This is a genomic window from Thermosynechococcus sp. PP555 (assembly GCF_031583225.1).
GTDB lineage: Bacteria > Cyanobacteriota > Cyanobacteriia > Thermosynechococcales > Thermosynechococcaceae > Thermosynechococcus.
The window spans coordinates 1914127-1929161 of the sequence record NZ_CP134168.1; the positions used below are offsets into that span (position 1 = coordinate 1914127).

The 15035-nt window shown below is 54.7% G+C and carries 14 protein-coding genes; 7 read left to right on the forward strand and 7 right to left on the reverse strand.

Translation table 11 applies throughout. The annotated features are described in order from the left end of the window. Nucleotide 1 precedes the first annotated feature (1 nt). The 3 genes from pdxA to RHH27_RS09440 all read left to right on the forward strand — a co-directional run bounded on the left by pdxA (nt 2) and on the right by RHH27_RS09440 (nt 2306). Nucleotides 2–1027, forward strand: coding sequence for a 4-hydroxythreonine-4-phosphate dehydrogenase PdxA (gene pdxA, locus RHH27_RS09430; protein WP_302678138.1), 1026 nt, complete (start codon nt 2–4; stop codon nt 1025–1027). 85 nt (nt 1028–1112) lie between these two features. After that, entirely contained in the window at nt 1113–1436 is a 324-nt protein-coding gene (locus RHH27_RS09435) for a DUF1825 family protein (RefSeq protein ID WP_206199926.1), read from the forward strand. A 12-nt stretch (nt 1437–1448) separates the two neighbouring features. Beyond that, nucleotides 1449–2306: an aminotransferase class IV gene (locus RHH27_RS09440; RefSeq protein WP_302678139.1), complete on the forward strand. Its 858-nt coding sequence runs from the start codon at nt 1449–1451 to the stop codon at nt 2304–2306. Between the two features lie 11 nt (nt 2307–2317). Here the strand turns inward: RHH27_RS09440 and RHH27_RS09445 are convergent, their stop codons facing one another. Then, nucleotides 2318–2944 carry a hypothetical protein gene (locus RHH27_RS09445; protein ID WP_302678140.1) on the reverse strand — a complete coding sequence of 209 codons (627 nt, stop codon included), beginning with the start codon at nt 2942–2944 and terminating at the stop codon, nt 2318–2320. Between the two features lie 35 nt (nt 2945–2979). Beyond that, the gene (locus RHH27_RS09450) at nt 2980–3630 is read right to left on the reverse strand and encodes an exopolysaccharide biosynthesis protein (protein WP_302678141.1); all 651 of its coding nucleotides are present in this window, start codon (nt 3628–3630) and stop codon (nt 2980–2982) included. Nucleotides 3631–3742: 112 nt separating this feature from the next. Here RHH27_RS09450 and RHH27_RS09455 point away from each other — a divergent pair, with 112 nt between their 5' ends. Next, nucleotides 3743–4105, forward strand: coding sequence for a DUF6464 family protein (locus tag RHH27_RS09455; protein WP_302676033.1), 363 nt, complete (start codon nt 3743–3745; stop codon nt 4103–4105). Nucleotides 4106–4181: 76 nt separating this feature from the next. Here RHH27_RS09455 and RHH27_RS09460 read toward each other — a convergent pair whose 3' ends face one another. Together RHH27_RS09460 and RHH27_RS09465 are read right to left on the reverse strand one after the other, a co-directional pair. After that, nucleotides 4182–6710 carry a glycogen/starch/alpha-glucan phosphorylase gene (locus tag RHH27_RS09460; RefSeq protein ID WP_302678142.1) on the reverse strand — a complete coding sequence of 843 codons (2529 nt, stop codon included), beginning with the start codon at nt 6708–6710 and terminating at the stop codon, nt 4182–4184. A 144-nt stretch (nt 6711–6854) separates the two neighbouring features. After that, nucleotides 6855–7601 carry a hypothetical protein gene (locus RHH27_RS09465; RefSeq protein ID WP_302678143.1) on the reverse strand — a complete coding sequence of 249 codons (747 nt, stop codon included), beginning with the start codon at nt 7599–7601 and terminating at the stop codon, nt 6855–6857. A gap of 130 nt (nt 7602–7731) precedes the next feature. On the opposite strand from RHH27_RS09465, the gene RHH27_RS09470 reads away from it, so the two are divergent. Beyond that, the gene (locus RHH27_RS09470; protein ID WP_302676030.1) at nt 7732–8673 is read left to right on the forward strand and encodes a MoxR family ATPase; all 942 of its coding nucleotides are present in this window, start codon (nt 7732–7734) and stop codon (nt 8671–8673) included. After that, nucleotides 8670–10127, forward strand: coding sequence for a DUF58 domain-containing protein (locus tag RHH27_RS09475; RefSeq protein WP_302678144.1), 1458 nt, complete (start codon nt 8670–8672; stop codon nt 10125–10127). The genes RHH27_RS09470 and RHH27_RS09475 overlap by 4 nt, the downstream gene beginning before the upstream one ends. On the opposite strand, the gene RHH27_RS09480 is transcribed toward RHH27_RS09475, so the two are convergent. Both RHH27_RS09480 and RHH27_RS09485 read right to left on the reverse strand, forming a co-directional pair. Continuing rightward, a complete protein-coding gene (locus RHH27_RS09480) occupies nt 10124–10339 on the reverse strand; it encodes a hypothetical protein (RefSeq protein ID WP_206199934.1) in 216 nt (71 codons plus the stop codon). The genes RHH27_RS09475 and RHH27_RS09480 overlap by 4 nt on opposite strands. Before the next feature lie 162 nt (nt 10340–10501). Then, on the reverse strand, nt 10502–10762 hold the full coding sequence (locus tag RHH27_RS09485) for a hypothetical protein (RefSeq protein ID WP_206199935.1): 261 nt from the start codon (nt 10760–10762) through the stop codon (nt 10502–10504). A 436-nt stretch (nt 10763–11198) separates the two neighbouring features. Between RHH27_RS09485 and RHH27_RS09490 the strand changes: the two genes are divergently transcribed. After that, the gene (locus RHH27_RS09490; RefSeq protein WP_302678145.1) at nt 11199–13880 is read left to right on the forward strand and encodes a CHAT domain-containing tetratricopeptide repeat protein; all 2682 of its coding nucleotides are present in this window, start codon (nt 11199–11201) and stop codon (nt 13878–13880) included. Here the strand turns inward: RHH27_RS09490 and RHH27_RS09495 are convergent. Further along, nucleotides 13877–15034, reverse strand: coding sequence for a DUF58 domain-containing protein (locus RHH27_RS09495; RefSeq protein ID WP_302678146.1), 1158 nt, complete (start codon nt 15032–15034; stop codon nt 13877–13879). The two genes, RHH27_RS09490 and RHH27_RS09495, sit on opposite strands and share 4 nt — an antisense overlap. Between the last annotated feature and the right edge of the window lies 1 nt (nt 15035).

Genomic DNA, 15035 nt, shown 5'->3' on the forward strand with positions numbered 1-15035 from the left:
GATGTCCCTTGCCCTCACCCTTGGGGATCCAGCGGGCATTGGCCCAGAAATTCTCCTGAAAGCCCTAGCTCACCTGCCCTCAGAAATGTTAGGGCAGTTTTTTATTGCTGGTACAGGCCAAGTATTAGAGGAAACGTACGCTCGCCTCTGCCAGCAGGGACAGGTGGCCATTGATCCTGCCCAGCTTCGGATTTGGGAGCACCCCCTCGATGCGGTGATTGTGCCGGGGCAACCGAGTGTGGTGAGTGGGGCGGCGAGCTTTGCCTACTTAGAAACAGCCATTCAGCGGACGATCGCTGGCGAGGTGGCAGGCATTGTGACGGCACCGATTTCTAAGGCCAGTTGGCAGGCGGCAGGCTATGCTTTTCCGGGTCAAACAGAAGTGCTGGCTCACTTTACTGGAACCGCCCACGTGGGCATGGTGTTCTTGGGGCGATCGCCTGTAACCAACTGGGTGCTGACCACTTTACTCGCGACGACCCACATCCCCTTGCAAGAGGTGCCCAAAGCACTAACCCCCGAACGCCTCAATGAAAAACTCGCGCTCCTTGTGCAGTTTCTGAGGGAGCGGCGGCATCTGGAGCGGCCTCGCATTGCCATTGCTGGCTTGAATCCCCACAGTGGTGAGCAGGGACACTTAGGCCAAGAGGAAGTGACTTGGCTGATTCCATGGCTCGCAGCAGCCCAGCAGCAGTATCCCCAAGTTGAACTGATTGGTCCTGTGCCCCCCGATACCCTCTGGATTGGAGCTGCCGATGCGTGGTGGGGACGCCCTGCCCCGGCAACTGCCTACGATGCCTACCTCGCGCTTTACCATGATCAGGGGTTGATTCCCGTGAAGATGCTCGCTTTTCGGGAAGCGGTGAATACGACGATTGGCTTGCCCTTTATTCGCACGTCCCCGGATCACGGTACGGCTTTTGATATTGCGGGTACAGGGATGGCAGACCCCCAGAGTTTTCTGGCGGCGATCGCTTGGGCGCAAACCCTGAGTCAAGGATCGGTTTTCCCTCTTACCCCCGCCTAAAGTGCCTTTGATAGAATGCAACTAGATAACAAACCAAACGGTCAATCGTTGGCATTTGGGTTGTTGCTGTATCGGGCAGAGTCATATGGGATTCTTTGATTCAGAAATTGTTCAACAGGAAGCACAACGCCTGTTTCAGGACTACCAGCAGTTGATGCAGCTTGGCTCCGAGTACGGCAAGTTTGACCGCGAAGGGAAGAAGATTTATATCGCAAAAATGGAAGAACTCATGGAGCGCTACCGTATTTTTATGAAGCGCTTTGAGTTGTCCGATGACTTCATGGCGCAGATGACCATCAAACAATTGGAGACCCAACTCAGCCAGTTTGGTATGTCTGCCCAAACCATGTTTGATCAAATGCATCAAACCCTTGAGCGCATGAAAGCCGAAGTGGAACGCCAACCCTAGGGGAGAGGGCGAGTGTTGCTCTGCAATTTGGATGGGGTGATTACGCCAGAGGCCTCGATTTCTGTTTTTGATCGCGGGTTTCTCTACGGTGATAGTGTTTATGAAGTGATGCGTACCTACCGCGGGATTCCCTTTGCCCTACCAGAGCACCTCGCACGGTTGCGCGCCTCAGCCGCCTATCTCTACATGAGCGTGCCGTGGTCTGATGAGCACATTACCCAAGAAGTGCAACGCACCTTAGCGGCTGCCCCAGCGGGAGAATATTACATTCGGATTGTCGTGACCCGTGGCGCCGACCAGCGGATTGGGTTACTGCCAGAACCAACGACCCAACCAAGGTTATTGATTGTGTTGATGGCGATCGCCCCCGAACCAACATTGAGCGAACAGGGAATTTGCCTGACCATAGGCAAGCGGCAACGCACGAGCACCGCTGCCCTTGATCCTGCCGCCAAAACGGGCAATTACCTCAACAATATCTTGGCGCTATTGGAAGCGCAGCAAGCTGGGTTTGACGACGCCCTGTTGCTCAATGCCCAAGGGCAGATGACCGAGGCCACGACCAGTAACCTCTGGATTGTCCGTGAGGGTGTGGTCGAGACACCCCCCACTGCTGTTGGGATGCTCCACGGAATTACGCGAGCGACGCTGTTGCAGATCGTTGCAAACTTGGGCATGCCCCATCGGGAAGTGATTCTCACCCCACAGGATCTGGCGAGAGCCAGTGAGGGCTTTCTGAGTTCATCGGTGCGCCTGCTAATGCCGATTCGCCAAGTGGATGAGGTGATCTTTCCCGCCTGTCCAGGCCCTGTGACCCAAAAGCTATGGCAGGAATTATTAACAGTGATGGAAAAGGCGACTCTGGCCTAGATACAGTCCTTTTAGCGAAGTTCTTGAGTTGGGAACATGACGGGAATATTGGGATTCACCCATACTTGACAGTCGAGTTCGGTACTGGGTGGGAAAAAAGGAATCGGGTTGCCTGCGGCATCGGTGACTTCTGGCAGATATTCAAGGGGTAGGGCATCAAATTGACAGGTGTAGGCACCATAAATGACCTGCCGGCGATCGCCCAAAGGGCGCGCTGCGCGATCGCGCAGGATCAACTGATAACCAAAGCTGCGACTGGCATTCCCCAACTGATTGATCAGGGCAAAACGCCGTAAATAGGGCAGGCGTCCCCAAGCAGACGGCGACACAAAGGCTTCAACTCTACCCCCCGGCGCTGTGATGGACGGAAAAGCCTGCCAGCGCTGAATCACCCTATCCCCAAACTGCTGAACTGCCCACCAGAGACTCGGTACGGTCAAGCCCACTGCCGAGGGTTGCTCGCTAACCACAACTTGCTTTTCATTGACCGGCAGCGCGATCGCCTCGGCAACCGCTGGCGGTAGGTCTTCTGTACTGGGATTGGCGGTAGTTCTAACGGGGTGCAATGCCACTAAAGCAATTGCCCCAACTGTGCTGAGCCAGCGACCGCAAGACTTCAGTATGGATAGGCTTTTCATTGATCCTTAGGCGTGAGGGAGATTACCTCCTAATATTACGAATGCAGCCATGCCCTCAATACATCGAGGAGGCTATTTCCCCCCCAAGCAAGGGCAATGAGAATGGATGTGGTGACTGCTAAACCAATCAAGGAGATGACCACCCCTGCCAGACTAATCAAACCATCGTCATCCAACAATCCAAAGCCAATCGTAAAAATGCCCATCGCTGGAATGGTGTTGGTGCCGGGAATGGGCAAAATCATCGAGATTGCCATCAGTGACACGGCAATTCCCAAGCCCAAACGTCCGCCTCGGGTCGTGCAAATGGGGTGCAAGCGGGGACGGGAGATCAATTCAATCCGCTGCAGCCAAGGCAAAGCTGTGCGCACAATCTTTTGAATCTGGGATCGCGGCATCGTGCGCTTGAGCAGCCGCGGGGGCAACCAAGGGGTTGAGGCACCCACGAGCAATTGCCAGCCCAACAGTAACAGCACAATGCCAAAGGGGGTGGAGTAACCGGGAGCTGGCAAGGGTAGCGCCGATGGCAATGAAAGTACAGCCAGCAAAAAGCCGAAGGTTCGCTCTCCCGCCAATTGGAAAATATCCCCCAAGGACACCAGTTGCTGCGTTAACACCTCGCCATCGCTGGGGCTGGGCACAGGACTCAAAAAGGCACGTTCGAGGTCAGTGGACAGTTTTGCCATAAAAAATTACGGGAGGTGGAAATGTTGCCACTGCTAGGATACGATAGATTGATCGTTAGTTATGCCCAACACAGTTGACAGGCGATCCTAAGGCCGCGATCAATCTGAAGCCATGGCAACCCCATCCGACTTACCGACAGAGTTGCACCTGATCAACCCGCGGCGATCGCTGGGTCATGTTTATCTCGACTGGACACCCCAACCTGGTTGCCATGTGGATCATGAAGGGGAAACCTATACCGTGTTAGAACGCCGTCATCGCTACCGGTTTCGTGGCGGACGTTATCAACTGGAAAAAATTGCCCTCTATGTGCAGCATAGTGACACCACGAGCGATCGCCATCTCGTCAATGGCCAGTGGGTGATTGGCGATCCCTCCTGCCGCTGGAATGCGCTTTCACCCTTGTTGCGGTGTGCTGTGAACCCTCAAGGTTCCTGCCAAGACTGTCGAGATTACCAGCCTCGAGAACCTTAACGTTTTGCTGCGAAAACCCCCCTCGCGCAGAGGGGGAGCATTAGGGTGATTTCGGATTGAGCCAGAGACGGCCAGCCTACTGCACAGCGGGCGTCATATAGGACGTTTCCGGTAGAACAATTTTCACCGGTTCAACGTGCCAGATGTCTTGGCAGTACTCGCGAATGGCGCGATCGCTAGAAAATTTGCCCATCCGTGCCACATTCAGAATCGACATTTTTGCCCATTGGGCTTGATCTTGATACACCTGAAGCACCTGTTGATGGCAGTCCATGTAGCTTTGGTAGTCTGCCAAGAGGCAATAGCGATCGTTTTGCCAGAGGTGTTCCACGATTGGGCGAAAGAGTTCCGTATCCCCATGGGAAAAGTAACCAGAGCCGATGAGGTCAAGGACTCGCTTCAGCATCGGGTTATTATTGGCAAACTCCCACGGACGGTAGCCGTTACGCCACAATTCCTGCAATTGCTCCACCCTATTGCCAAAGAGGAAGAAGTTTTCTGCTCCTACTTCTTCACGAATCTCCACATTGGCACCATCGAGGGTTCCAATCGTCAGCGCCCCATTGAGGGCAAATTTCATATTCCCTGTCCCTGAGGCCTCGTAGCCTGCCGTTGAGATCTGCTGTGAGAGATCCGCTGCGGGATAGACGCGCTGTCCCAGAGTCACATTGTAGTCGGGTAAAAAGACCACCTTCAGGCGATCGCGCACCGCTGGATCGCGGTTAATGACTTCAGCCACCGAGTTAATGAGCTTGATGATCAACTTGGCCATGTAGTAGCCCGGTGCTGCCTTGCCACCAAAAATAAACGTTTGGGGTACCATCTCCAGTTGTGGATTGTCCTTCAACATCTGATAGAGGGTGATGATATTGAGGACACACAGGTGCTGCCGCTTGTATTCGTGGATGCGCTTCACCAAAATGGAGAAGAGGGAATGGGGATCCACCGTTACTCCCACGCGATCGCGAATGTATTCCGCAAGGCGTTCCTTATTTCCATGCTTCACCGATCGCCACTGAGCCGCAAAGTCGCGATCCTCTGCCAAGGGTTCCAATCGCCGCAGTTGATCCAAGTGTTTCACCCAATCTTCGCCAATGCGTTCGGTAATCAGGCGAGTTAATCCGGGATTACTAAGCACCATCCAGCGCCGAGGGGTGACGCCATTGGTTTTATTGGAAAATTTCTGCGGCGTCAGTTCGTAGAAATCCTTGAGCACCGTTTGTTTCAAGAGTTCTGAGTGCAGCGCCGCCACTCCGTTGATGGCATGACTCCCCACCGCTGCCAAGTGTGCCATGCGCACATAACGACAGCCACTTTCATCAATAATCGACAGCCGCCGCAGGCGATCGTTATCCCCCGGATATTGCAGGCGCACCTGATCGAGGAAGCGTTGGTTAATTTCGTAGATGATTTGCAAGTGGCGGGGTAGTAGTGAGCCAAAGAGATCTAGCGGCCATTTTTCCAGTGCCTCGGGCAAGAGGGTGTGGTTGGTGTAGGCAAATGTCTTGCAAGTAATGTCCCACGCCTGATCCCAAGGCATGAGATGCTCATCCACCAACAGGCGCATCAGTTCTGCCACCGAAATCGCCGGGTGGGTATCATTCAACTGCACGGTGAACTTTTCGTGGAAGCGGCTGAGATCCTTATTCCCCGATTGCTTGTAGAGGCGGATCATGTCCTGAAGGGCACAGGAGCAGAAGAAATATTGCTGCATCAGCCGCAGTTCTTTGCCCTGCAATTGCTCATCGTTGGGATAGAGCACCTTGGTGATGTTTTCTGAGGCAATTTTTTGGTTGACGGCACCGTAGTAGTCGCCCGTGTTAAAGGCTTGAAAGTCAAAGGACTCCACCGCCTCTGCCCGCCACAGACGCAGAAGATTGGCGGTATTCACCTTGTAGCCCAAGATTGGGGTGTCATAGGCTACCCCTTGAATCACTTGGTGAGGTTCCCAAACGACCCGATAGCGCCCTTGATCATCGGTGTAGCTATAGGTATGGCCGCCAAACTTTACCTGCAAAATCAACTCTGGCCGCGGAATTTCCCACGGGTTGCCGTAGCGTAACCACTTATCCGTAATCTCCACTTGCCAGCCATCGCGAATCTCTTGGTCAAAGATGCCGTACTCATAGCGAATGCCGTAGCCAATGGCGGGGATTTCCAATGTGGCGAGGGAATCCATATAGCAGGCAGCCAAGCGACCCAAGCCACCATTGCCCAAGCCCGGCTCTTCCTCCTGATCAAGGAGTTCCTTGAGGTTTAAACCCGTTTGCCGCATGGCTTCCTCAACGGCTTCATAGAGCCCAAGATTAATTAGGTTATTGCCAAGGTGGGGCCCCAGTAAAAATTCGGCGGAGAGATAGCAAACGGTGCGGCTTTCTTGATCTCGATAGGTTTTGGCAGAATTCAGCCAGCGCAACAGCAGGCGATCGCGCACGGTGTAGGCCAAGGCCAAGTAGTAATCATTTTTCGTCGCCACTTCGGGGAACCGCCCTTGGATAAAGAAGAGATTATCCATAAAGGCGCGGCGCAGCGTTTCAATACTCGTACCGGTGCGATCGTCTTCCGTCAGCACCGTGGGACAACCGGGCGGAATGAGACTGGTCATTGTGGGAATCCTCGCAAAGAATTAACGCGATTAGTAGTCAGCCCTTCCCTTCTGTTCTACCGCGATCGCCAAGGATTCCCCGCTAAGTACAGAATCTCTTTACCAGAAAAGGGCGGAATATCCCAAAGGAACCTTAGCAGGTGCTCATTGACTCTGGAGAAAGAGTTGGCAGGTGAGTTCTTCCTCTGCGTCTGTCTGTGAAGTGACGGCTGGAATAACAGTGGGTGGGGTACTGCCAAGGGTATCCTCTGGGGGTTGGTTTTGTGGATACCGTTGATAGAGCGTGCTTAGGAGTTTGATCAGGCGATCGCCGGCACTGGCATAGAGAGGGTCATCGGGCAAGCGCGCCAAAGCAGCGGCCATCTGCGTCTGCAAGATCTCTAAATCCCCATAGCGGCGAGTCAGCCGTTGCAGTAAATCAATGAGGGTAAACCGCTCTAGGCCTTGAGCATGCACCGGTTTGGTGGTCAACAGGGCAGCCACAAGAAGCTTCATCTGCAGGGGGGTACAGTAGCGAGTGACTTCCAAGCGCAAATCGTAGAGATCGGCGGTGCTGAAGGTTGGCGCCTCGATGGTCAGTGTGGCCGTTGGGGATTGGGTGTAGAGGGGCACCAAAATTTGCAGGAGTGCCGCTGAGAGAACCTGATAAGCCTGTGCTTTGTTGAGACTATTGACAATGGCCGTTAGGCGCTGTCCCAAAAGGGTGGGGGTTTTCAGCCGCTCAAGAATTTGGATCACGGCCTGTTGTACCTCGCTCACGGTCCACGGCGGTGTTTGGGTCGGCCACTGATTCTGCTGCAGGGCATACAGTAGCTTAAAAAGACGGCTGTGCTGCGGATGCTGGACGATTTGTTGGGCAGCGGTGGCAATTGGAGAAGTCGTTGTCGTCACAGGTTTGCCAAAAGTCCCTCGATCTGTATTTTAGCCAATTTTCCTAGACGATAATTTATTGATTGTCATCAAGGGGAGATTGTCAAGACCTCTGCTAGCATTGGGAGAGTTTAGCAGTGACAGAACGGGTGTGAAAGAGCTTTTTCATCGCCTTCAGCAGCGTCTCAATGAGATTGTTGTCGGTCAAGGGGCGATCGCCCAAGGGTTGGTTGTGGCACTCCTCGCCGAAGGCCATGTCATCCTTGAGGGGGTGCCGGGAACCGCCAAAACCCTCCTTGTGAAGCTCCTCGCTCGCCTGATTGCAGCGGAATTTCGCCGGATCCAACTCACCCCCGATGTCCTCCCCGCCGATATTCTCGGTACGAGTATCTTTGACTTTAACAGTCGCACATTTCGCCTGCGCAAGGGGCCAATTTTTACCCAAGTGCTGCTGGCGGATGAAATTAACCGCACACCGCCTAAGACCCAAGCGGCTCTCCTCGAAGCCATGGAAGAACGGCAGGTAACCCTTGACGGCACCACTCTCCCCCTCTCGGGTTTATTTTGGACAGTGGCCACCCAAAACCCTTTGGAATTTGAAGGGACATATCCGCTGCCAGAAGCCCAACTGGATCGCTTTCTCTTTAAGCTAGTCGTCCCCTACCCAGAGCCAACTTCAGAACGGCAAATGCTTGAAAATGCCCTTGGGGGCTTTGAGGCGCGGGATCTCGATCAACTCAATTTGGAGCCGTTGATTACCGTTGAGCAAGTCTTGGCAGCACGGCAGCAAGTGCGGCAAGTCCATGTGGCGCCTGCGGTGTTGGAGTATCTGTTGGCCTTGGTGCAGGCCAGTCGTCAACATCCCGAACTGCTGTTGGGGGCTTCCCCACGAGCGGCGGTGGGCTGGTTACGTGCCACCCAAGCCCAAGCATGGTTAGAGGATCGCAGCTATGTCACCCCTGAGGATGTGAAGGCGATCGCCACCCCGCTACTGCAACACCGCTTAATCCTCAAGCCCGAAGCCCAGTTAGACGGCACCACGCTGCCCCAAGTGATCCAAGGTATTCTCGCGAAAGTTGCTGTCCCCCGATGAAAGCACCTGCCAGTTATCAGTTTGGTCGCCATCGCCCCCGCTGGGTGCCCACGGTTGGCTTCTATGGCCTGTTGCTGCTGGGGCTTCTCTTTCCAGTGCTGACCAGCTTTCTGCCAGCAGAGCTATGGCCGATCGCCGAGGCGGTTCCCCAAGGGAAGTTGCGGGAATGGTTGCACCACTGGCCTCTGGGGCTGGGATGGCTCCTGATGGGACTGTACGATCTGGTCATTTTCGGCCTGTCCCTGTGGGACTATATCCGCATCGGTCGCTGGCAACTGACCCTCGATCGCGCCTGTGAGTCACGGCTCTCCATTGGTCGGCAAAACCCGATTCGCCTCAGGCTGCACACCCGTGGTCAGGTTTCCTTGAATGAGCAGATTTGGGTTGAACTCTACGACTATGTGCCTGCTGAGTTTACGGGTGAAATCCCCTACTTTGCCTTTGCGGCCTCAGCCCAGAGTACGTTGGAATTGCTCTACCATGTGTTTCCACCGCGACGGGGTGCCTTTCAATGGTCAGGCTGCGATGTGCGGCTGCGCAGTTCTTGGGGCTTGGCGTGGCGACGCTGGTTTGCACCCGTTGTGACTAAAGTGGAAGTCTATCCCGATTTGATGGGCTTGCGATCGCTCTCGATTCGCCTGAGCCTAGAATCCAGTGGCAGCTTGCGGCGACGACGCTATGCCTTGGGGGGCACCGAGTTTGCCGAATTGCGGGAGTACCACTTGGGGGATGATCTGCGCCTCATGGACTGGAAAGCGAGTGCCCGCCGCGGACGGCCTCTTGTGCGCGCCATGGAGCCCGAACGGGATCAACCCCTGATTATTCTCTTGGATCGAGGCCGCTTGATGACCGCTACTGTCGCTGGTTTGAAACGCTTTGACTGGGGCTTAAACGCGGCATTGGCACTGGCGCTGACGGGCTTGCGACGGGGGGATAAGGTGGGCTTGGGGATTTTTGATCAGCAACTGCACACGTGGATTGCGCCTCAAAGTGGCGATTCCCATCTGGGACAGATTCTGAGTCAGGTGTATCGCTGTGAACCCATTCTCGAAGAATCTGACTATGTGGGCACCGTCAGCGCGATCTTGGGACACTATACCCGCCGTGCCCTTGTGGTGGTTCTCACAGAGGTCATTGATGAAGTGGCTTCCCAAGAACTCCTCGCAGCCATGGCGCGCCTTACGCCGCGTTTTCTACCCTTCTGCGTTGCCTTGCGCGATCGCTACATTGAAACCCTTGCCCACCGCCCGTTGATGCCACAGCCCTTAGCTGCCGTGGATCAAGTGACCAGCCTCTATGAACAGGCCGTCGCTCTCGATCTGCTGCATCAGCGACAACGTGCCTTTGCCCACTTGGAGCAACAGGGGGTTCTTGTCCTTGACGCGCCTGCGGATCAAATGAGTGAGCAACTGGTGGATCGCTATTTGCTGCTGAAAGCCCGTGGCCGACTCTAGGGTTGGCTAGCCTCGATCACACTGGTATTCCTTGGCTCCTGCAATGGCCTTAGGGGCGGGCGATCGCCCGTTGGTGTCCCTAGGGGAAGGGGTGTCGAGGTCTGCGTCAGCCCACAAGTTGCCCGCAAACGCGCTTGCAGGAGTTGACTCACCACCTGACGTCGAATAAATTCTTGCTCAATTGCTGGGGGGACTGAACGTTGCAGTTCCATAGGTTGCCTCGAATTCACCGTTGTACGGCGACACAGGCTTCCGTGCGCTTCCCACACCCACATTCAACCGGTCATAGGCTTCACCTTGATCTTAACGGCGATCGCCCACGATTGTAAAAATGACTACCAAAATGCAGTGGGATTTGTGGGGATTTCCTAACACTATTGCAACGGGGATACATTCGGGGATTGAGGTGATTCCCATTTCTGCTGGCAAAACTCGTGGATCACCTTACCGCCATGAATGATCACATAGAGCGTCACTCCACTGAGGACAAAAGGCATGATCTTCTCGAGCCAAGGAAGATGGCAACCGAGGCGGGTCAGGACAAGGGCAAAGGCATCATCTAAAAGGCTAATCAACAAAGGTAGCAATTGTCTTAGAAGGGTAAGAATCTCTGGTAAATAACCATCACTATCCATAAAAATACTCTCGGCTGAGTTGACGCAGAAAATCACCTAAAGAAACATTGATCAGTTAGGATGATTGGTGAGTGGAAATACTTCATAGGCACTTCGTTCTCATCAATACAAATAAAGAATTGAAAAATGAATTAAACGTCTTTACAAATTGATGACCTTTAGATAAGCCTACCCTAACTGCGATTGTTGTTTCTGCGAATGTTCCCAAGAATAGCCGAAAACCCTGCCCGTCAGGCATTAAGGCTGCTATTGCTATTGCTAAGTTCGGTTGCAAATGAGAGATTATCGTGAATTGTTAACAACCGTAACACTTCTATTATAGGCAACGCCTAGGGGTTAGGGGATAACTGTAATTTGTCGTTACATTGGGAACGCATTCTGAAAGTTGGCTGTCTAGGATAGAGATGACAGCAGCGGCAGGTGCTTTATGAGACAGATGTCGGGTCATCGGTGTGGTTTTGCGCTTCTGTTGGCGATCGCCACAACCACAGGATTTTACCAGCGGGGACTCGCACAAAATGAAGCCCAACAGTTGCGCGATATTATGCAGCGGTTGGATGCCCTACAACAGCGCTATAGTGCCGCCGTCAGTGAACTAGACGTGATTCGCAAAACCTCTTTTGGCGGCGATAGTAATCATGTCATTGCCCTCACAAATCAGATTGAGCAGTTGCAAAAACAGGGAAATTATGGCGCAGCAGTGGCACCCTCGCGGGAATTGGTGGCGATCGCTGAGCGGGTTTTAGGTGCCCATCACCCCACTGTGGCTGCAACTTTGAATAACCTTGCTGTCACCTACAAGGAACTGGGCAACTTTAGTGAGGCGATTCCCCTCTATCAGCGCAGCTTAGCCATCCGTGAACAAGCCCTTGGCGCCAATCATTCCGATGTTGCCACCAGCCTCAATAACCTCGCCAACCTCTACACCGATCAAGGCAACTACGGTGAGGCCCTGCCCCTCTATCAACGCGCCCTTGCCATCCGTGAACAAGCCCTTGGCAAGACCCATCCCGATGTGGGCTTGAGTGTGCACAACTTGGCAGTGATGTACCATTTGCAGGGCAGCCTAACCACAGCCTTGCCCCTCTACCAGCGCAGTCTGGGTCTCCTCGAACCCGCCTTAGGGGCAGAACATCCCTTGGTGGCAACGGTGTTGAATAACCTTGCCGAACTCTATCGTGCTCAGAGCAATTATGGCGCGGCACTACCCCTTTACCAACGCAGTTTGGCCATCCGCGAAAAAGTGCTGGGGACAGATCACCCCGATGTGGCCACTAGCCTCAACAACTTGGCTGAACTCTATCGAGTCCAAGGCAATTACGGGGCAGCGCTTCCCCTCTATCAACGCAGTATTGCCCTGCGGCAGCGTACCCTTGGTGGCGAACATCCCTACTTGGCGCTGAGTCTTGCCAATTTAGCCAAAGCCTACTGGGCACAGGGAATGATCAACGAGGCCTTAACGGCTCTCAACCGCGCCCTTGAGATTGAAGAGGTCAACCTTAGCCGCAACCTCGTGGTTGGCTCCGAGGAATACAAGCGCAACTATCTGGCCACGTTTCAAGACTCCACCAACACCGCGATTTCCTTCCATTTGCAGGGGAATCCCCAGAATCCAGCAGTGGCCAACCTAGCCTTGACCACCATGTTGCGCCGTAAAGGTCGGTTGTTGGATGTTTTAGCGGCAACGGCCAGTCGCCTACGCCATCAATTGGATGCCTCGGGGCAGCAGCAACTGGATGAATTAATTCGTGTGCGAACACAGATTGCTAGCCTCACCTTTGTGCGCGATCGCCCACCGCCGGCCAGCCAAATTAGCCAACTCGAACAGCGTGCTAACCAACTGGAAGCGCAACTGGTGAGTCAAAATGCCAACTTCCGTTTAGACGTTACCCCCGTCACCCTCAGTGCGGTGCAGCAAGCGATTCCCGCCAATGCTGTGCTATTGGAGTTTATCCAGTATGTGCCCTACAACCCGAAAGCCAACCGCTGGGAAGCCCCCCGCTACGCCCTCTATGCCCTGAAAAATAGGGGTGCTCCCCAATGGCGAGACTTGGGTACCGTCGCTGATCTCGATACGGTCATTAAGGCAGCACGCCAGCGGATGGCGGATCCAAGATTGCCCGCTACGGTAACGAAGCCCTCTTTGAAGGCGGCCTATGAGCGCCTCTTGGCTCCTCTGGAACCCTTCCTAGCGGGCAGTACCCATCTGCTGGTGGCTCCCGACGGTCAGCTCAATACTCTCTCCTTTGAGGCCTTGGTGGATCGGCAGGATCGCTATCTGGTGCAGTCCTATACGATCACACTGCTCACCTCAGGACGCGACTTGCTGCGGCTGCAACAGCGGGGCAAACCGGCAAATCCCCCCTTGGTAGTGGGTAATCCCACGTTTAGTCAAGGGAGTGGTCGTGCTGTGGCCGGTAGTCAGCGGGGAGTGAACCCGCGATCGCTGGATTTGCGCAGCCTGACATTTACGGAGTTACCCGGAACCGCCACGGAGGTGAAAACCGTAAGCACGCTCTTGCCCCAAGCGCAGATCCTCACGGGTAGCAGTGCCACCGAAACTACCATCAAACAAACGCAGCGGCCACGGGTACTTCACCTCGCCACCCATGGATTTTTCCTAGAGAGTCCGCCCGTCTCTCCCCAAGTGCTGCAAAACACTCGTGGTCTCAATGCCAATACTCCCTTTAGGGGGGAAAATCCACTGTTGCGCTCCGGCTTGGCCTTGGCGGGTTTCAATCAACGGCAGAGTGGGGTGGATGATGGCGTGTTAACGGCTTTTGAAGTCACCGGCATTAACCTTGATGGTACCGAGTTAGTGGTGATGTCCGCCTGTGATACGGGGCGTGGCGATATTCTCAATGGCGATGGTGTCTATGGCTTGCGGCGAGCCTTTACCTTGGCGGGGGCACGTACCCAAGTGAGTTCCCTCTGGAAGGTGGATGACACCACGACCCAACAACTGATGGTTGCCTTTTATCAAAATCTAGCGGCTGGCAAGGGACGCAGTGAAGCCCTACGGCAAGCGCAGTTGCAGTTAATGACTGACTCCAGTAAGCAAATTCCCTATTTTTGGGCGGCCTTTGTTAGCAGTGGTGAGTGGCGCCCGCTGCCCTAAGACAGGGGGTAGCTGATAGGGGTTTGTAATTGGCTGCCGAGGGGGCGATCGCGATCAATCCACAGAATTGCCCCTTGCCGCCGTGAGGGTGGCTCTCCCCAGAGCACAGTGATACTGCCGGGGGGCAAAGGTTCAGGGCTAGGCCATTGACTGGTGAGCCAGACAAGGGAATCGATGGGATACTCAGCATCGGTGTCGCCGGGGGCGATCGCTGCTAGGGCCCGCAGTACCGTTGGCTGACCGTGGAGCATCCCCGTGGCGGGACTCCAAAACTGGACAGGAATTTGCTGTTGCAAACTGTAAAGGTAGAGGCTAGCCGCCGCAATCACCGCCTGCTCAAAGTCTTCGCCGCTCCAGTGGGGACGGGTATCAAGGGCAACGGTCACGGCATTACCACCGCTAAAGGTGTCAAACTCGCGCACTCGCAGTTCGCCATAGCGGGCACTGGTGCGCCAATGCACTAGACGCAAAGGATCACCCCAGCGGTAGGGACGTAAGGCACGGGTGATGCCCTCTTGGGCAACGTGAAGATGATGCTGGCGATCGCGCCACTCTTGGGAAATCTCTTGCCCCAGTTGATTGAGTAAAGGACACTGTTGCAGTTGCAAAACCTGCGGATAAACCACCACCTGCTGCGGCACGGGAAATGTGCGCTGACACCAAAAGAGGCCCAAGGGGGCAGCGGTGCGCAGCCGAAGCTGTTGCCACTCATAAATCCCCCGTCGCGGTGGGATGAGATCGTACTGCCAAGTGATTGTTTCCTGTGGTGGCAGCCGCTCGATCGCCTGTTGGGGACATTCGCGCTGGGTGGCTGACCAGAGGCCACGGGGAACGGGGTCAATCACTTGCAAATTGTGGCGAGGCGTTTGGGTGGCATTGGTCAGAAAGACGGTCAGGCGTAGGCGATCGCCCGCATGAACTGGATCCACCTTGGCTCGCTCCAGCACCAATCCCCGCAAATAGCGCGGCGGTAGAATCGCCGCCACCAAGAGCAGACCAAAAATGATCCCCGTAATCACGTACAGCCAACCCGCCATCGAATTAATGGCTGCCGCAAAAAGAAAGAGATTCATGCCCAATAGCAGCAGTCCCGCATAGGCGGGGGTCACCCAGCGTTCCTCTAAAAACTGACTGAGGCGACGCAGCTTAGTCATC

What these genes read in the sequence shown, in the direction of transcription:
- pdxA (WP_302678138.1), top strand. Translation starts at nt 2, where the DNA reads ATGTCCCTTGCCCTCACCCTTGGGGATCCAGCGGGCATTGGCCCAGAA.
- RHH27_RS09435 (WP_206199926.1), top strand. Translation starts at nt 1,113, where the DNA reads ATGGGATTCTTTGATTCAGAAATTGTTCAACAGGAAGCACAACGCCTG.
- RHH27_RS09445 (WP_302678140.1), bottom strand. Translation starts at nt 2,944, where the DNA reads ATGAAAAGCCTATCCATACTGAAGTCTTGCGGTCGCTGGCTCAGCACA.
- RHH27_RS09450 (WP_302678141.1), bottom strand. Translation starts at nt 3,630, where the DNA reads ATGGCAAAACTGTCCACTGACCTCGAACGTGCCTTTTTGAGTCCTGTG.
- RHH27_RS09455 (WP_302676033.1), top strand. Translation starts at nt 3,743, where the DNA reads ATGGCAACCCCATCCGACTTACCGACAGAGTTGCACCTGATCAACCCG.
- RHH27_RS09460 (WP_302678142.1), bottom strand. Translation starts at nt 6,710, where the DNA reads ATGACCAGTCTCATTCCGCCCGGTTGTCCCACGGTGCTGACGGAAGAC.
- RHH27_RS09475 (WP_302678144.1), top strand. Translation starts at nt 8,670, where the DNA reads ATGAAAGCACCTGCCAGTTATCAGTTTGGTCGCCATCGCCCCCGCTGG.
- RHH27_RS09480 (WP_206199934.1), bottom strand. Translation starts at nt 10,339, where the DNA reads ATGGAACTGCAACGTTCAGTCCCCCCAGCAATTGAGCAAGAATTTATT.
- RHH27_RS09485 (WP_206199935.1), bottom strand. Translation starts at nt 10,762, where the DNA reads ATGGATAGTGATGGTTATTTACCAGAGATTCTTACCCTTCTAAGACAA.
- RHH27_RS09490 (WP_302678145.1), top strand. Translation starts at nt 11,199, where the DNA reads ATGTCGGGTCATCGGTGTGGTTTTGCGCTTCTGTTGGCGATCGCCACA.
- RHH27_RS09495 (WP_302678146.1), bottom strand. Translation starts at nt 15,034, where the DNA reads ATGACTAAGCTGCGTCGCCTCAGTCAGTTTTTAGAGGAACGCTGGGTG.